The organism is Streptomyces sp. NPDC090022 (assembly GCF_044748145.1).
Taxonomy (GTDB): domain Bacteria; phylum Actinomycetota; class Actinomycetes; order Streptomycetales; family Streptomycetaceae; genus Streptomyces.
Genome location: NZ_JBIVFN010000006.1, coordinates 230,169 through 245,232 on the forward strand (window position 1 = coordinate 230,169; position 15,064 = coordinate 245,232).

Below are 15,064 nucleotides of genomic sequence, written 5' to 3' on the forward strand. Positions count from 1 at the left end.
CACGTCCCAGGGCCGGTACGCAGGTACGCAGGCCGCCCCGCGTCAGCCCGTCGGGGTCAGCAGGCAGCGGCTGACCAGCCCGACACCCGCGTCCAGGGAATCCGTGAACTCCTCCGCGAGCTCGGGCAGTTCACGCAGGGTCCACAGCAGACGGGCCCCCGCCCAGGCGCCCGAGCGGGCCCGCTCCAGGCTCCACGAGCCGACCAGGTGCGTCAGCGGATCGGCGATCTGCAACAGGTCCGGGCCCGGCATGAGGTCCTCGCGGATGGCCTCCTCCAGGGAGACCAGGGTGTCGCCGACCCGGTCGAAGTCGCCCTCCAGCGCGCCCGGCGCGCAGTCGAGCGAGCGGCAGGCCGCCACCACCGCCAGCGCCAGGTCATGGCCGATGTGGGCGTTGATCCCCGCCAGCGCGTGCTGCAGCGGATGCACGCCCGGGTGGCGCCGGTACTGGAAGAGCGGCCGCCAGCACGCCGGCGTCCGCCGCCCCCCGTCCGCCGCCTCCACCGCCGCCAGGTACCGCTCGGCGAACCGTACGCTCAGCACGGCCGCCCGGCGCGGCACGGGGAACTCGCCGCGCTCGATCCGGCCGTGCAGCGCCTGCGTCACCGTCAGGTACACCCGGTTGAAGACCGCCACCCCGTCGTGCGCGGGCAGCCGTTCGTCCAGCGCGCGCATCCGCGCGAGCACCGCTTCCATGGGGGCAGGTTCCCAGGCCGCGGCGCCGGCGCGGGGAACTTGGCCGCGCGCTTCGCCGGTTCGGGCGAAAGCCGCTCAGGGACGCGTGTCGCGGCCGCCGTCGCCGGGGCCCTCCGGGGCGCCGGCCGGGCCGCCCCGAGTGCCGCCCGGAGTGCCGCCCCGAGTGCCGCCCCGCGCACCGTCCTCCGGCTGCGCCGCCGCCTCCTCGTCGTACGCCGAGGTGCCCGCGTCGAGCAGCGGCTCCTGCCCCTTGAGGTGTGCCGGGGCGAACAGCCGCAGCGCGTGGTAGCCCGTGATCACCACGATCGTGCCCAGCGCGATCCCGCCCAGCTCGAAGCTGTCGGTGATCTTCAGGCTGACGCCTCCGACGCCGATGATGATGCCCGCCGCCGCCGGCACCAGGTTCAGCGGATTGCGCAGGTCCACGTGCCCGTTGATCCAGATCTGCGCGCCGAGCAGGCCGATCATGCCGTACAGGATCACGGTGATGCCGCCCAGCACCCCGCCGGGGATCGCCGCGACGACCGCGCCGAACTTCGGGCACAGACCGAAGAGCAGCGCGAAGCAGGCCGCCGCCCAGTACGCGGCGGTCGAGTAGACCCGGGTCGCCGCCATCACACCGATGTTCTCGGAGTACGTGGTGTTCGGCGGGCCGCCCACCGCCGTCGACAGCATCGAGGCCGCGCCGTCCGCCGCGATCGCCGTACCCAGCTTGTCGTCCAGCGGGTCACCGGTCATCTCGCCGACCGCCTTGACGTGTCCGGCGTTCTCCGCGATCAGGGCGATCACCACGGGCAGCGCCACCAGGATCGCCGACCACTCGAAGGCCGGCGCGTGGAAGGACGGCAGCCCGATCCAGTCCGCCTTCCCGACGGCCGACAGGTCCAGCCGCCAGTGGTCGACCGCCGCCTCGCCGCCGACCGTGGAGTGGATCTGGCCGAAGACCCGGTCGAGCAGGAACGACAGCCCGTAGCCGAAGACCAGACCGAGGAAGATCGCGATCCGCGACCAGAAGCCCCGCAGGCACACCACCGCCGCACCCGTGAACAGCATGGTCAGCAGCGCGGTCCACTGGTCCTGCGGCCAGTACGTCGAAGCCGTCACCGGCGCCAGGTTGAAGCCGATCAGCATCACCACCGCACCGGTGACCACCGGCGGCATCGTGGCGTGGATGACCCGCGCGCCGAACCGCTGCACCGCGAGCCCCGCCAGGAACAGAGCCGCGCCGACCACGAACACCGCGCCCGTGACCTGCGCGCTGTCCCCGCCGGCCGCCCGGATTGCGGCGGCGACGCCGACGAAGGAGAGCGAACAGCCCAGGTAGGACGGCACCCGCCCGCGCGTCGCGAGCAGGAAGATCATCGTCGCGATGCCGGACATCATGATGGCCAGGTTCGGGTCCAGGCCCATCAGGACCGGTGCGACGAAACTCGCGCCGAACATCGCCACCACGTGCTGGGCGCCGAGCCCGGCGGTACGCGGCCACGACAGCCGCTCGTCCGGCCGCACCACCGCCCCGGGGGCGGGGGTCCGCCCGTCTCCGTGCAGGGTCCAGCGCACGCCGAGGCCCATGTTCTACTCCGTTTCGCCGGCGGGTGAGTGGGGGATGGTCATCCCGGCCGGGGAACGGCCAGCGTAATATTACGGCTCGATCGCGGCCGGTTCGTCCCGGTTGGCTGATCCGGCGCCCCCGGCGCCGCCCCCGGCCCTCGCCCCGGCCGCCCGCCCGGACCGCAGCACCGCCGCGCCCACCACCAGGCCGAACGCCAGCAGCGTGACCAGCCCGAAGGACACCACCAGCGAGGTCGCGTCCGCCACCGCCCCGATCGCCGACGGCGCGATCAGCCCCGAGGTGTACGTGATCGTCGCGACGCCCGCGATGGCCTGTGCCGGGGACGGCCCGCTGCGCGCGGCCGCCGCGAACGCGAGCGGCACCACGACCGCCACGCCCAGCCCGATCAGCGCGAAGCCGGCGAGCACGCCCGCGGGCTGCCGTACCAGCACCACCAGCAGGCCGCCCGCCGTCGCCAGGACACCGCCCGCCCGGACCGTGCGCACCGCCCCGAACCGGTCCACCACCCGGTCGCCGGCCAGCCGCGCCGCGGCCATGGTCAGCGCGAACGCGGTGGTGGAGGCGGCCGCCAGGCCCGCGTCCGTGTGCAGGACGTCCCGCAGGTAGACCGCCGACCAGTCCAGGCTCGCGCCCTCCGCGAAGACCGCGGCGAAGCCGATCGCGCCGATGAGCAGAGCCGAGCGGGGCGGCAGCGCGAAGTGCGGCGGCGCCTCCTCGCCGGCCGCGCGGCGCAGGTCGAGCACCCCGCGTACGGCGACCAGCCCGGCCGCGGTCAGCACGAGCGCGGCGATCAGGTGGTGCAGCCGGGCGTCGGTGCCGGCGTGCGCGGCGACCGTACCGGCGGCCGAGCCGAGCAGCGCGCCGACGCTCCACATGCCGTGCAGCGAGGACATGATCGAGCGGCCGAGCCGGTTCTCGGTCTCCACGCCGAGCGCGTTCATGGCGACGTCCGACATGCCGGCGGTGGCGCCGTAGACCAGCAGCGCGAGGCAGAGGGTGAGCAGGTTCGGGGCGAGGCCCGGCAGGATCAGCGACAGCGTCCACATCGCCAGCAGCCCGCGCAGCGCGGCGCGGGCGCCGAAGCGGTGGTTGATCCGGCCGGCCAGCGGCATCGCGAGGGCCGCGCCCACGGCGGGAAAGGCGAGCGCGAGCCCGAGGGCGCCCGCGCTGAGCTGGGCGTGCTCCTGGATCCAGGGGATCCGGGTGGCGAAACTGCCGGTGACGGCGCCGTGCGCGCAGAACACGGCGGCGATGGCGAACCGGGCGCGGCGCAGGCGCTGGGGAGTGGGATCCGGGACCGGGGCAGGCGGGGCGGCTGTCATGAGCGCTAAACTATCAGGGAGCCTGCCTGATAGATAAGACGCGGAGGCCGATCACGATGCCTAGGATGAGCGCGTGACCCCTGTCGTGCCCGCCGCCACCGCGCCGTCCCCCGCCTCGCCGAGCACGGCGCGGGCCCTCAACGACCGGCTGGCACTGCGGCTCCTCCAGGACGAGGGCCCCCTGACGGCCACCCAGCTCAAGGCCCTCACCGGACTGTCGCGCCCCTCCGTGGCCGACCTCGTCGAACGCCTCGCGGCGGCCGGGCTCATCGAGGTCGTGGGGGAGTCGGGCGAACAGCGGCGCGGCCCGAACGCCCGCGTGTACGGGATCGTCGCCCACCGCGCCCATCTCGCGGCGCTCGACGTACGGACCGACAGCGCCATGGCGGTCGTGACCGACCTGCTGGGGCGGGTCGTGGCCGAAGCGGAACTCCCGGTGGACGCGCCCCGGGCGGCGGTGAGCGAACTCCTGCGGGTGGCCCGCGCGGCGGGCGCCGCCGAACTGCACACCGTCGTGGTCGGCGCGCCCGGCCTGGTCGCGCCGGCGACGGGCGAGCTGCGCGACACGTCCGGGCTGCCCGCCTGGCACCGGGAACTGGTCGCGGTGCTCCAGCGGGAGCTGCCCGCGCGGGTCCTGGTCGAGAACGAGACCAACCTGGCGGCCGTCGCGGAGCAGCGGGTGGGGGCGGCGCGCGATCTGGACTCGTTCGTGCTGCTCTGGCTGGGGGCGGGCGTCGGAGCGGCCGTGGTCCTGGACGGACGGCTGCGCCGGGGGGCGTCGGGCGGGGCGGGCGAGATCGGCTTCCTGCCCGTGCCGGGCACCGGCGGCCTGCCCTCGGCGACCGACTGCGGGGGCGGCTTCCACGCCCTGGTGGGGCGCGAGGCGGTGGCGGCACTGGCCGCCGGGTCCGGCTTCGCGGGCCCGGTGGAGGAAGCGGTGGCGGGGGCGGCGGGGCCCGCCTTCCTGGACGCCCTGGCCGAACGGCTCGCGCTGGGAGCGGCGGCGGTGGCGGCGGTCCTCGACCCGGGATGCGTCGTCCTGGGCGGCGGCCTGGGCCTCGCGGGCGGCCCGCCCCTGGCGGCCCGCGTGGCGGACCGCCTGCGCACGCTCACCCCGGTCCCGACGGAGGTCCGCGCCACGACCCTCGGCGACGGCGCGGTCCTGGAGGGCGCCCGCCTGGCGGGCCGGGACGCGGCACAGGAGGCGGTGTTCGGGGGGTAGGGGGCGGGCGGGCTGGGCTTCGGCGGGCGCCGGTGCCCCTTGTCCGCTTCACGTTGGGCGTTGTGAGGGCTGACGGGATGACCCCGGAACCCCCACAACGCCCAACGTGAAGCGGACAGACGTCCTCAACGCCCGCCGAAGCCCAACACCCGCCCCCGCTCCGCCGCGAAGTCGCGGAACGTGCCCTTGCCCACCGCGCGGTGGGGGGTCAGGTGGCCACCGCGCCTGAAGGCGGCGTACGTCCTGCCCGCCAGGGGGATCTCCACAACCCGCTTCGTGCTGCCCTTCGCCGCCAGGTACGTGCGGGTCAGTGCGGCCAGGGTGAAGGTCTCCGGGCCGCCCATGTCCTCCACGCGGCCCGCGGGGGCGCCCGCCGCGAGGTCCGCCAGGCGGGCGGCCACCTCGTCGGCTGCGATCGGCTGGCACCGTACCCCCTTGGGCACGGGGACGACCGGGAGCCTGGCCAGGGCGTCCGCGACCTGGCCCACCAGGTCGTGGAACTGGGTGGTGCGCAGGATCGTCAGCCCCAGCCCCGACTCCTCCAGCATCCGCTCGACCTCGAGCTTGGTCTTGTAGTAGGGGAGCGGGACCACGTCCACGCCCACGATCGAGATGTAGACGATGTGGCCGACGCCGGCCCGGCGGGCCGCCTCGATCAGGTGGCCCGCCGCCTTCGCGTCGGCGCCGCCGCGCGGCGAGGTGGCGCAGTGCACCACGCAGTCCGCGCCCGCCACGGCCGTGTCCAGGCCCGTGCCCTCCATCAGGTCGACGGGGTGGTCCGGGGCGTGCCGGCTCAGGACGCGGACCTGGTGGCCCGCCTCCCGCAGCCGTGCCACGACCAGGGTGCCGAGCGTGCCGGTGCCGCCGGTGACGAGGATGCTCTTCATGGTGTCCTGTCCTGTCCTGAATTTTTTCGCCGAGGCTCGAGGCTCGAGGCTCGAGCTCGAAGCCGAAGCCCGCGTCCCAAGCCCTTCCTCAGTAGAGACCGGACAGCCCCGCGAAACCTGACAGCCCGCCCTACGCTCCGGGCGTGCCGCAGGGCCCGGCGGCTCATGGCCGCCGGGCCCTGCGGACCTCAGGTCACCTGATCACCGCGTCAGCAGGCTCCCTGGTCCTTCCAGACACCCCATTCACCGGTGGTGCCGGGCTCTTCGTTCTGCGTCCACCACTGCGCCTTCCAGTAGCGGCCCTTGTGCGAGACGACCGTGCCGCCGTTGTAGACCGTGCCCGCCGTGTACGCCGGGCCCGTGCAGGTCCCGCCCGGGGGCGTGGTCGGGGGCGTGGTGGGCGGGGTGGTGGGAGGCGTCGTCGGCGGCGTGGTCGGCGGGGTGGTCGGGGGCTGGGTGCCGCCCGGCTGGGTCAGCGTGGTGCCGCGCGCCAGGTCACCGGCGAGGGCGTAGGTGGTGCCGGAGATGGTCACGGTCCAGTTGGAGGGCGTGGAGACCGGCAGGTAGTAGTTGAAGGCCAGGTCGACCGAGGCGCCCGGGGCCAGCGTCTGCCAGGCCGGCAGCTTCAGGGAGACCCGCTGGAAATCGCCCTTCAGGCCGCCGATGTTGTTGCCGGTGTGGCCGCTGCTGATCACCTTCGTGCCGAAGCCGGACTGGTCGGAGGCGTTGTTCGGGGCCGAGGTGCCGTAGTCGAACTGGAACTCGGTGCCGCCGGGCAGCGTGGCGTTCGTGTTGTTGGTGATCTTGAGCTTCGGGGTGAGCGGGTAGTTGGAGTCGCCCAGCTTGAACTCGGTGAACTCCGTCTTGATGTCCACGGCCTGGGTCGGCAGGGCGGTCGCGCCGGCCTTCTTCGCGCCGTAGGGGGTGGCGGCCTTGAACTTGTCGTACATCAGGGAGGTGAGCGTGTCGCCCATCTCGTACTGGCCCTTGGCCGCGTTGTAGGAGTAGTCGCCCGCGAGTTCCCACACCATGGTGCCGCCGATGCCCTTGTCCACCACGTAGTCGGCCTTGGCGGCCACCGACTGCTCGTCCTCGGTGGACAGGAAGACCTTCTTCTGCGCGTTCCACAGCCACGGCGCCACCAGGGTGGAGTCGTACTTGCGGGCGTAGCTGCCGGTCAGCGTGGTGTTCGCGGGGAAGCCGTAGCGCGTGACGTAGTCGCCGACGACGCCCTTCTCCAGGTTCTTGGCGTGCCACATCGGGTTGGAACCGGCCGGGGACTCCGCCCCGTTGGTGTCCTTGTCGTGCCACAGGTTGTCGATGCCGACCGCGCCGTCGCCGCACTTGGTCAGGCCCGCACCGGCCGGGCAGCTGGTGGCCGGGGCCTTGCCCCACAGGCCGTCGGTACCGCCCTGCACGTTCTTGAAGCCGCGGGTGTAGTACGGCAGGCCGATGTTGATGCGGCCGGCCGGCATGGAGCCGCGGAAGTAGTGGTAGGCCCAGTCGGTGTTGAGGTAGCCGATGCCGCCGTACTGGGAGGTGGAGTAGACACCGGCGGCGGCGAGTTCGCCGTCCTTGCCGTCGTCGAAGAGCGAGGCGTTCGGGCCGACGTACTCGTTCCAGGCGCCGTGCAGGTCGTAGGACATGATGTTGACGTAGTCCAGGTACTGCTGCATCTGGAAGGTCTCCATGCCCCGCAGCAGGTAGCCGGAGGAGGGGGCGGCGACGGTGAGCAGGTAGTGCTTGCCGTCGGCGGCGCCGGCCCGGTCGAGCTTCTCGCGCAGCGTCTTCATCAGGGCCGCGTAGCCCTTGACGAGGCCGGCCCGGCGGGCGTTGGCGAGCTGCCAGTCCAGCGGGTTGCCCGCGTCCTTCATCGTGGTCGGGTACTCGTAGTCGATGTCGACGCCGTTGAACCCGTACGTCTTGATGAACGCGACGGTGGAATCGGCGAACGTGTCGATGCCGGCCTGGTTGACCGAGCCGTCGGCGTTCGTGGCCATGGAGTAGAAGCCGCCGGAGGCGACCCGGCTGCCGTCGTCCGCGAAGTAGCCGCCGGTCTCGGCCCAGCCGCCGACGGAGACCAGGGTCTTGACGTTCGGGTACTGCTTCTTGAATTTGTTCAGCAGATTGAAGTGGCCCTTGTAAGGCAGTGCCGGGTCCATCTCGGCGCCCGCGACGCCGGGCCACGTCATGCCGGTGGCGGCGTTCAGCGGGCCGTCGGAGCCGACCGAGATCTTGTTGTCGGAACCGACGTGCGCGAAGGCGTAGTTGAGGTGGGTGACCTTCGACCACGGAATGTTGTTCGCGAGGTAGGCCGGGGTCCCGTCCTTGCCGGTGCGCCAACCGGTGAAGTAGCCGATGACGCGGCGCTGGTGGTCGGCGCCCATCTTCTCGCGGCCCTCGGTGTCGTAGACCGAGCAGTACGGGACGTCCACGCCCGCGGTCTTGAAGAGCCCGTCGGGGCGACAGCTCTCCTGGTCGGCGGCGTGCGAGACGCCGGAGGAGAGCCCGCCGACCAGCAGTCCGGCGATCGCGGCGCCGGATGCGAGGAGCATCGCTCTCGTACGTGTGGGGGACAGCATTGTGCCTCCTGGGGAGGGGAGGATGGCAGGACACAACGTGCAGGGGGTGGTGCAAGGGCCCGCGACGTGCGCACATCTGACGGGCTGTCTCCCTCGGAAGATGAAGCAGACGTTAAGAGGACTAGACCACCCCGTCAATAGGTCTGGACCAAAGCGGGACCGATGAGGCAGGTCCGTGATCCGGTCGGCGCGCACGCTTCCGGTTCTCCCGCCCGCCCCCGCGGACGCCCCCCTCGCCGTATCCCCCCGCCCGCCCCCTCGGCCATCCGGTCGAGTACCGCTCGGATCCCGCCAGGTTGTGAGCCAGCCCACAGCGCTTCCCCGCCATGGGTCTTGACCGGCCGTGGCACACTGGCCCTGTACCAGTAGCAGCGCACTCCGGGGTCGGTGCAATTCCGAACCGGCGGTTATAGTCCGCGACCCGTCCGCAGCCAGCGGCCGGTTGACCAGGTGAAATTCCTGGACCGACGGTTAAAGTCCGGATGGGAGGCAGTGCGCGGCGGGCAGTCACCGGTACGCCGCCGCCGGCGGTTCGTTCCGTGCGTTCTCCGTACGGGCCGACCCGTTCCTTCGGCCTCGGCGTCCCCGTGTGCGCTTGTCCGCTTCTTCTGTCGTATCCCGACAGGCCCCGGAGTCCGTGCCCGATGAGGCAGGAGGACCCGGTGGCTTACCAAGCCGACGCGAATGCCGCGCACGCACCGCACGAGAACGACGTGCGGGCCATGCGCCGTGCCGTCGCGCTCGCGGCCCGTGGCCTCGGCTCCACCAGCCCCAACCCCGTCGTCGGCTGCGTGATCACCGACGCCGCCGGCACGGTCGTCGGCGAGGGCTGGCACGAGCGGGCCGGTGGCCCGCACGCCGAGGTCAACGCCCTGCGCGCGGCGGGCGACGCCGCCCGCGGCGGCACCGCGTACGTCACCCTCGAACCCTGCAACCACACCGGCCGCACGGGCCCCTGCGCGCAGGCGCTGCTCCAGGCCGGCGTCGCCCGTGTCGTCTACGCCGCCGCCGACCCGAACCCGCAGGCCAGCGGCGGTGCCGCCACCCTGCGCGCGGCCGGTGTCGCGGCCGAGGGCGGCCTGCTCCAGGCCGAGGCCGAGGCGGGCAACACCGCCTGGCTCACCTCCGTACGCCTGGGCCGCCCCCACGTGACCTGGAAGTACGCCGCCACCCTCGACGGCCGCAGCGCCGCCGCCGACGGCTCCAGCCGCTGGATCACCGGACCCGACTCCCGCGCCGACGTCCACCGGCTGCGCGCCGAGGCCGACGCCGTCCTGGTCGGCGCCGGCACCCTGCGCGCCGACGACCCGCACCTGGCCGTACGCGGCATCGACGGCGCCACCCAGCCGCTGCGGATCGCCCTCGACACCCGCGCCGGGATCCTGCCGACCGCCCGCATCCTCGACGGCGCGGCCCCCACCCTGCTCGTCGTCGGCGAGGACGCCGACACCCGGCACCTGCCCGGCGCCGACGTGCTGCGGCTCCCGCTGCGCGACGGCCGCATCGGCGTCCACGACCTGCTCGACCGCCTGCACGCGCGCGGCGTGCGCTCCCTCCTCCTGGAAGGCGGCCCCACCCTCGCGGGCGCCTTCCTCGAAGGCGGCGCCGTCGACCGCGTCATCGGCTACCTCGCGCCCGCCCTGCTCGGCGCGGGCCCGGCCGCCCTCGCCGGCGCCGGCATCACCACCATCGCCCACGCGGTACGCCTCGACATCACCGAGGCCGTCCGCGTCGGCACCGATCTGCGCATCACCGCCGTCCCCACCACCGCCCCCAAGGAGCACTGAGTGTTCACCGGAATCGTCGAAGAACTGGGCGAGGTCACCGCCGTCGAGCAGCTCGAGGAGGCCTCCCGCTTCCGCCTGCGCGGCCCCCTCGTCACCGAGGGCGCCAAGCACGGCGACTCCATCGCCGTCAACGGCGTCTGCCTGACCGTCGTGGACACCGCGGACGGCGAGTTCACCGCCGACGTGATGCAGGAGACCCTGAACCGCTCCAGCCTCGGCGCCCTGACCGCGGGCTCGCGGGTGAACCTGGAGCGCCCCATGGCCCTCGGCGGCCGCCTCGGCGGGCACCTGGTCCAGGGACACGTGGACGGCACCGGCGAGATCCTCTCCCGTACCCCCTCCGAGCACTGGGAGATCGTCAAGGTCTCGCTGCCGGCGGCGCTGTCCCGGTACGTCGTCGAGAAGGGCTCCATCACGGTCGACGGCGTCAGCCTGACCGTGGTCGAGGCCGCCGCCGACCACTTCACCATCAGCCTCATCCCCACCACGCTCGCGCTGACCACCCTGGGCCGCAAGCAGCCCGGCGACCCGGTCAACCTGGAGGTGGACGTCCTCGCCAAGTACGTCGAGCGGCTGCTCGCGGCCGGCGTGGACCCGCTGCACGCGCAGGCGCGGGAGGACTCCCGGTGAGCGCCGTCGACTGGCTGAACTCCGAGGCGTTCAGCGCCTTCGGGCAGCACATCAAGTGGTCCGACATGATCGGCAACATCATCGGCCTGGCCGCCCTCGCGCTCGGCTGGCGCCGCTCCATATGGACCTGGCCCGCCCAGTTCGCCTCCGGCGCCATCCTCTTCGTGGCCTTCGCCGCCGGGCACCTCACCGGCAGCGCCGGCAAGCAGGTCGTCGTCATGCTGGTCGCCGCCTGGGGCTACTGGCAGTGGAACCGCGGCCGGCAGCAGGCCCAGGACGGCCGCCTCGCCGTCCGCTTCGCCACCTGGCGCGAGCGCGGCGTCCTCGTCGGCGCCGCGGCCCTGGGCACCCTCGCCGTGGGCGGCCTGTTCACCGCCTTCCCGGCACTGTCCTGGGACCCCTGGCCGGACGCCTACATCTTCGTCGGCACGATCGTCGCGATGTACGCCCAGTCCCGCGGCATGGTCGAGTTCTGGTTCGCCTGGCTCCTGGTCGACCTGGTCGGCGTCCCCCTGAACTTCGCCAACGGCTACGCCTTCTCCGGATTCGTCTACGTCATCTACGGCGCGCTCGTCCTGTGGGGCCTGCGCGACTGGTGGCTGCGCTCCCGTACCCACTCCGCCCCCGCCCTGGAAGGAGCAACGGCATGACGCTCAAGGCAGTACGTGACGTCGACGTCGACACCGAGGAGAGCTTCCGCCTCGACCCCGTCGAGCAGGCCATCCGCGACATCGCGGCCGGCCGCCCCGTGGTCGTCGTCGACGACGAGGACCGCGAGAACGAGGGCGACCTCGTCATCGCCGCCGAGATGGCGACCCCCGAGATCGTCGCCTTCATGATGAGCGAGTGCCGCGGCCTGATCTGCGCCCCCATGGAGGGTCCGGAACTGGACCGCCTGGAACTCCCGCAGATGGTCCAGCGCAACACCGAGTCGATGCAGACCGCCTTCACCGTCTCCGTCGACGCGAGCGCCGCCCACGGCGTGACCACCGGCATCTCCGCCGCCGACCGGGCCACCACCCTGCGCCTGCTCGCCGACGGCGTCAGCGGCCCCGGCGAGTTCGTGCGCCCCGGCCACATCTTCCCGCTGCGCGCCAAGCCCGGCGGCGTCCTGGTCCGGGGCGGCCACACCGAGGCCGCCGTCGACCTCGCCCGCCTCGCGGGCCTGCGCCCCGCCGGTGCCATCGTGGAGATCGCCGGCGAGGACGGCGTCATGCTGCGCCTGCCCGAGCTGATCCCGTTCGCCCGCAAGCACGGGCTGACGATCATCTCCATCGAGGACCTGATCGCCTACCGCCGCTCCGCCGAGCCGACCGTGCGCCGCGAGGCCGAGGTCAGCCTGCCGACGGCCTTCGGCGAGTTCACCGCGTACGGCTACCGCTCCACCGTGGACGGCGTCGAGCACGTGGCCCTCGTCCACGGCCCGATCGGGGCCGGTGAGGACGTCCTGGTCCGCATGCACTCCGAGTGCCTGACCGGCGACATCTTCCACTCCCTGCGCTGCGACTGCGGCCCCCAGCTGCACGCCTCCATGGAGCGGATCAAGGCGGCCGGCCGCGGCGTGGTCGTCTACCTGCGGGGCCACGAGGGCCGCGGCATCGGACTGCTGTCCAAGCTGCGCGCGTACGAGCTCCAGGAGCGCGGCCGCGACACCCTCGACGCCAACCTGGAGCTCGGCCTGCCCGCCGACGCCCGTGACTACGGGGCCGGCGCCCAGATGCTGGCCGACCTCGGGGTGCGCAGCGTCCGGCTGATGACCAACAACCCCGACAAGGCCGACGCCCTCACCCGGCACGGCATCGAGGTCGCCGGGCGCGAGCCGATGCCCGTCGAGGCGGGCGAGCACAACCTGCGCTACCTGCGCACCAAGCGCGACCGGATGGGGCACGACCTGCCCTGGCTCGACGCGAACGCCGTCTCGGCCTGCGGCGGCCAGTAGCCCCGTAGCCCAGTAGCACCATCAGAACCTGTACCGAGAACCCGTACCAGAACCTGTGAAGGACCGAGGAGAGCTGTGAGCGGCAAGGGCGCACCCGAACTGAGCGTGAAGAACTGCGGCGACCTGCGGGTCGCGGTCGTCGCGGCCCAGTGGCACGAGAAGGTCATGGACGGCCTCGTCGACGGTGCCCTGCGCGCCCTCCACGAGCTCGGCATCGACGAGCCGACCCTGCTGCGGGTCCCCGGCAGCTTCGAGCTCCCGGTGGTGGCGAAGGTACTGGCCGGTCGCGGATACGATGCCGTCGTCGCCCTCGGCGTGGTCATCCGTGGCGGCACCCCCCACTTCGACTATGTGTGCCAGGGCGTCACCCAGGGCCTGGTGCAGGTATCGCTCGAGACCGGAGTCCCCGTCGGCTTCGGCGTTCTGACCTGCGACAACGAGGAGCAGGCGCTGGACCGCGCCGGACTCGAGGGGTCGAACGAGGACAAGGGGCACGAAGCGGTCACCGCCGCCGTCTCCACCGCGATGACCCTGCGGACGGTCAGCGAACCCTGGCGCTGAGTGGCGCGGGGGAACCCCGTATTCTGAGGACCATCATGGCGAACGAATCCTCCAAGACCTTCGAGGAGCTCTTCACCGAGCTCCAGGCCAAGGCGACCGGCGACCCCACCACCTCCCGCACCGCCGAGCTGGTCGGCAAGGGCGTCCATGCCATCGGCAAGAAGGTCGTCGAGGAGGCCGCGGAGGTCTGGATGGCCGCCGAGTACGAGGGCAGGGAAGCCGCTGCCGAGGAGATCTCCCAGCTGCTCTACCACGTCCAGGTGATGATGGTGGCGCGCGGGATCTCCCTCGACGACGTCTACAAGCACCTCTGACACCTCCGGGCCGGCCGGCACCACACCTCCCGGCCGGCCCCGGCCGCCCCCTCGCCGTGCGTCCCCACGCTCCGCACAGCACCACTTCTTGATCGCGAACAAAGGAACCGCATCATGCTGCGCATCGCCGTCCCCAACAAGGGTTCACTCTCCGGACCTGCGTCGGAGATGCTCCATGAGGCCGGCTACCGGCAGCGCAAGGAGTCCAAGGAACTCGTCACGGTCGACCCCGAGAACGAGGTCGAGTTCTTCTACCTGCGGCCCAAGGACATCGCGATCTACGTCGCGTCCGGCAAGCTCGACATCGGCATCACCGGCCGTGACCTCCTGCTCGACTCCGGCGCCAACGCCGAGGAGATCCTCCCGCTGAACTTCGGGCGCTCCACCTTCCGCTACGCCACCCGGCCGGGCACCGCGAAGGGCCCCGAGGACTTCCACGGGATGACGATCGCCACCTCGTACGAGGGGATCGTCGCCAAGCACCTCGCCGAGGCCGGTATCGACGCCTCCGTGGTCCACCTCGACGGGGCCGTCGAGACCGCGATCAAGCTCGGCGTCGCCGAGATCATCGCCGATGTCGTCGAGACCGGCACCAGCCTGCGCAACGCCGGCCTGGAGGTCATCGGCGAGCCGATCCTCCGGTCCGAGGCCGTCGTCATCCGGCGCAACGGCGCCGACGCCGACCACCCGCAGGTCCAGCAGTTCCTGCGGCGCCTCCAGGGCGTCCTGGTCGCCCGGTCGTACGTGATGATGGACTACGACTGCCGCGCCGAGCACCTGGAGCGCGCGGTCGCCCTCACCCCGGGCCTGGAGTCGCCGACCGTCTCCCCGCTGCACAACGAGGGCTGGGTCGCCGTCCGCGCGATGGTCCCCGCCAAGGAGGCCCAGCGGGTCATGGACGACCTCTACGAGCTCGGCGCCCGCGCGATCCTGACCACGTCGATCCACGCCTGCCGCCTGTGAGCGCCGCCGACCTGCCGGCCGTGCCGGCCCTGCCCGTCACCTTCCGCCCCCAGCGCACCCGCGCGGTGCTGCTGGGCGTCGGCGCGGCCATGTTCGCCACCATCACGGCGGTCGCGCTGCTGCTGGAGCGCCTCAGCACCGGCGAACGGATCAGCTTCGTCTTCACGGCCGCCCTGCTGACGTCCGTCCTGGTCCTGCTGGCCCGCCCCAAGGTGGTCGCCGACGAGAACGGCGTGACCGTCGTCAACCTCACCAACCGGCGGCGCCTGGCCTGGGCCGAGATCCTGCGGGTCAACCTCCGCCCGGGCGACCCCTGGGTGTTCCTCGACCTCAGCGACGGCACCAGCCTGCCCGCCCTCGGCATCCAGCCGGGGATCGGCCGCGCCCAGGCCATCGGCGACGCCCGCGCCCTGCGCGCGCTCGCCGAGAGCCGCGGATCCGGCACCCACGACCGCTGACGCCCCGCCCCGGCACCGGCCCGTGCCATTGCGGCGGCGATCTCAATGACTACCCTGGTGGCGGGGCGCGTCCGTGCGCCCCGCTCGTGGCCCCGGACCCCCGGGGCCGACGGGCACCTGCGACTCGAGG

14 protein-coding genes and 1 riboswitch are annotated in these 15,064 nt (G+C 72.8%); of the genes, 9 read left to right on the forward strand and 5 right to left on the reverse strand.

The features are described from left to right. Positions 1-42 precede the first annotated feature (42 nt). The 3 genes from ACIPXB_RS15560 to ACIPXB_RS15570 all read right to left on the reverse strand — a co-directional run bounded on the left by ACIPXB_RS15560 (position 43) and on the right by ACIPXB_RS15570 (position 3,591). Positions 43-696, reverse strand: a complete 654-nt coding sequence (locus ACIPXB_RS15560) for a DUF5995 family protein (protein ID WP_401449438.1) — start codon at positions 694-696, stop codon at positions 43-45. A 75-nt stretch (positions 697-771) separates the two neighbouring features. Continuing rightward, positions 772-2,268, reverse strand: coding sequence for a uracil-xanthine permease family protein (locus ACIPXB_RS15565; protein WP_401449441.1), 1,497 nt, complete (start codon positions 2,266-2,268; stop codon positions 772-774). A 69-nt stretch (positions 2,269-2,337) separates the two neighbouring features. After that, positions 2,338-3,591, reverse strand: a complete 1,254-nt coding sequence (locus tag ACIPXB_RS15570; RefSeq protein WP_401449444.1) for an MFS transporter — start codon at positions 3,589-3,591, stop codon at positions 2,338-2,340. Positions 3,592-3,664: 73 nt separating this feature from the next. Here ACIPXB_RS15570 and ACIPXB_RS15575 point away from each other — a divergent pair, with 73 nt between their 5' ends. Beyond that, on the forward strand, positions 3,665-4,813 hold the full coding sequence (locus ACIPXB_RS15575) for an ROK family transcriptional regulator (RefSeq protein WP_401449447.1): 1,149 nt from the start codon (positions 3,665-3,667) through the stop codon (positions 4,811-4,813). Positions 4,814-4,938: 125 nt separating this feature from the next. Here the strand turns inward: ACIPXB_RS15575 and ACIPXB_RS15580 are convergent, their stop codons facing one another. Both ACIPXB_RS15580 and ACIPXB_RS15585 read right to left on the reverse strand, forming a co-directional pair. After that, positions 4,939-5,700 carry an SDR family oxidoreductase gene (locus ACIPXB_RS15580; RefSeq protein WP_401449450.1) on the reverse strand — a complete coding sequence of 254 codons (762 nt, stop codon included), beginning with the start codon at positions 5,698-5,700 and terminating at the stop codon, positions 4,939-4,941. Between the two features lie 209 nt (positions 5,701-5,909). Further along, complete coding sequence (locus ACIPXB_RS15585) at positions 5,910-8,282, reverse strand: chitinase C-terminal domain-containing protein (RefSeq protein ID WP_401449453.1); 2,373 nt, start codon at positions 8,280-8,282, stop codon at positions 5,910-5,912. Positions 8,283-8,651: 369 nt separating this feature from the next. After that, positions 8,652-8,782, forward strand: a riboswitch (FMN riboswitch). 222 nt (positions 8,783-9,004) lie between these two features. On the opposite strand from ACIPXB_RS15585, the gene ribD reads away from it, so the two are divergent. The 8 genes from ribD (at position 9,005) to ACIPXB_RS15625 (ending at position 14,934) form a co-directional block, all read left to right on the forward strand. Continuing rightward, positions 9,005-10,069 carry a bifunctional diaminohydroxyphosphoribosylaminopyrimidine deaminase/5-amino-6-(5-phosphoribosylamino)uracil reductase RibD gene (ribD, locus tag ACIPXB_RS15590; RefSeq protein WP_401449626.1) on the forward strand — a complete coding sequence of 355 codons (1,065 nt, stop codon included), beginning with the start codon at positions 9,005-9,007 and terminating at the stop codon, positions 10,067-10,069. Further along, positions 10,070-10,699, forward strand: a complete 630-nt coding sequence (locus ACIPXB_RS15595) for a riboflavin synthase (RefSeq protein ID WP_401449456.1) — start codon at positions 10,070-10,072, stop codon at positions 10,697-10,699. Further along, positions 10,696-11,349: a nicotinamide riboside transporter PnuC gene (locus ACIPXB_RS15600; protein WP_401449459.1), complete on the forward strand. Its 654-nt coding sequence runs from the start codon at positions 10,696-10,698 to the stop codon at positions 11,347-11,349. Before ACIPXB_RS15595 ends, ACIPXB_RS15600 begins: the two co-directional genes overlap by 4 nt. Next, positions 11,346-12,638, forward strand: coding sequence for a bifunctional 3,4-dihydroxy-2-butanone-4-phosphate synthase/GTP cyclohydrolase II (locus ACIPXB_RS15605; protein WP_401449462.1), 1,293 nt, complete (start codon positions 11,346-11,348; stop codon positions 12,636-12,638). Before ACIPXB_RS15600 ends, ACIPXB_RS15605 begins: the two co-directional genes overlap by 4 nt. Before the next feature lie 75 nt (positions 12,639-12,713). Next, positions 12,714-13,199: a 6,7-dimethyl-8-ribityllumazine synthase gene (ribH, locus tag ACIPXB_RS15610; RefSeq protein ID WP_401449465.1), complete on the forward strand. Its 486-nt coding sequence runs from the start codon at positions 12,714-12,716 to the stop codon at positions 13,197-13,199. A 35-nt stretch (positions 13,200-13,234) separates the two neighbouring features. Further along, entirely contained in the window at positions 13,235-13,513 is a 279-nt protein-coding gene (locus tag ACIPXB_RS15615; RefSeq protein WP_401449468.1) for a phosphoribosyl-ATP diphosphatase, read from the forward strand. Between the two features lie 114 nt (positions 13,514-13,627). Next, positions 13,628-14,476, forward strand: a complete 849-nt coding sequence (gene hisG, locus ACIPXB_RS15620; protein WP_401449471.1) for an ATP phosphoribosyltransferase — start codon at positions 13,628-13,630, stop codon at positions 14,474-14,476. After that, on the forward strand, positions 14,473-14,934 hold the full coding sequence (locus ACIPXB_RS15625; protein WP_401449474.1) for a PH domain-containing protein: 462 nt from the start codon (positions 14,473-14,475) through the stop codon (positions 14,932-14,934). Before hisG ends, ACIPXB_RS15625 begins: the two co-directional genes overlap by 4 nt. Positions 14,935-15,064: the final 130 nt, after the last annotated feature.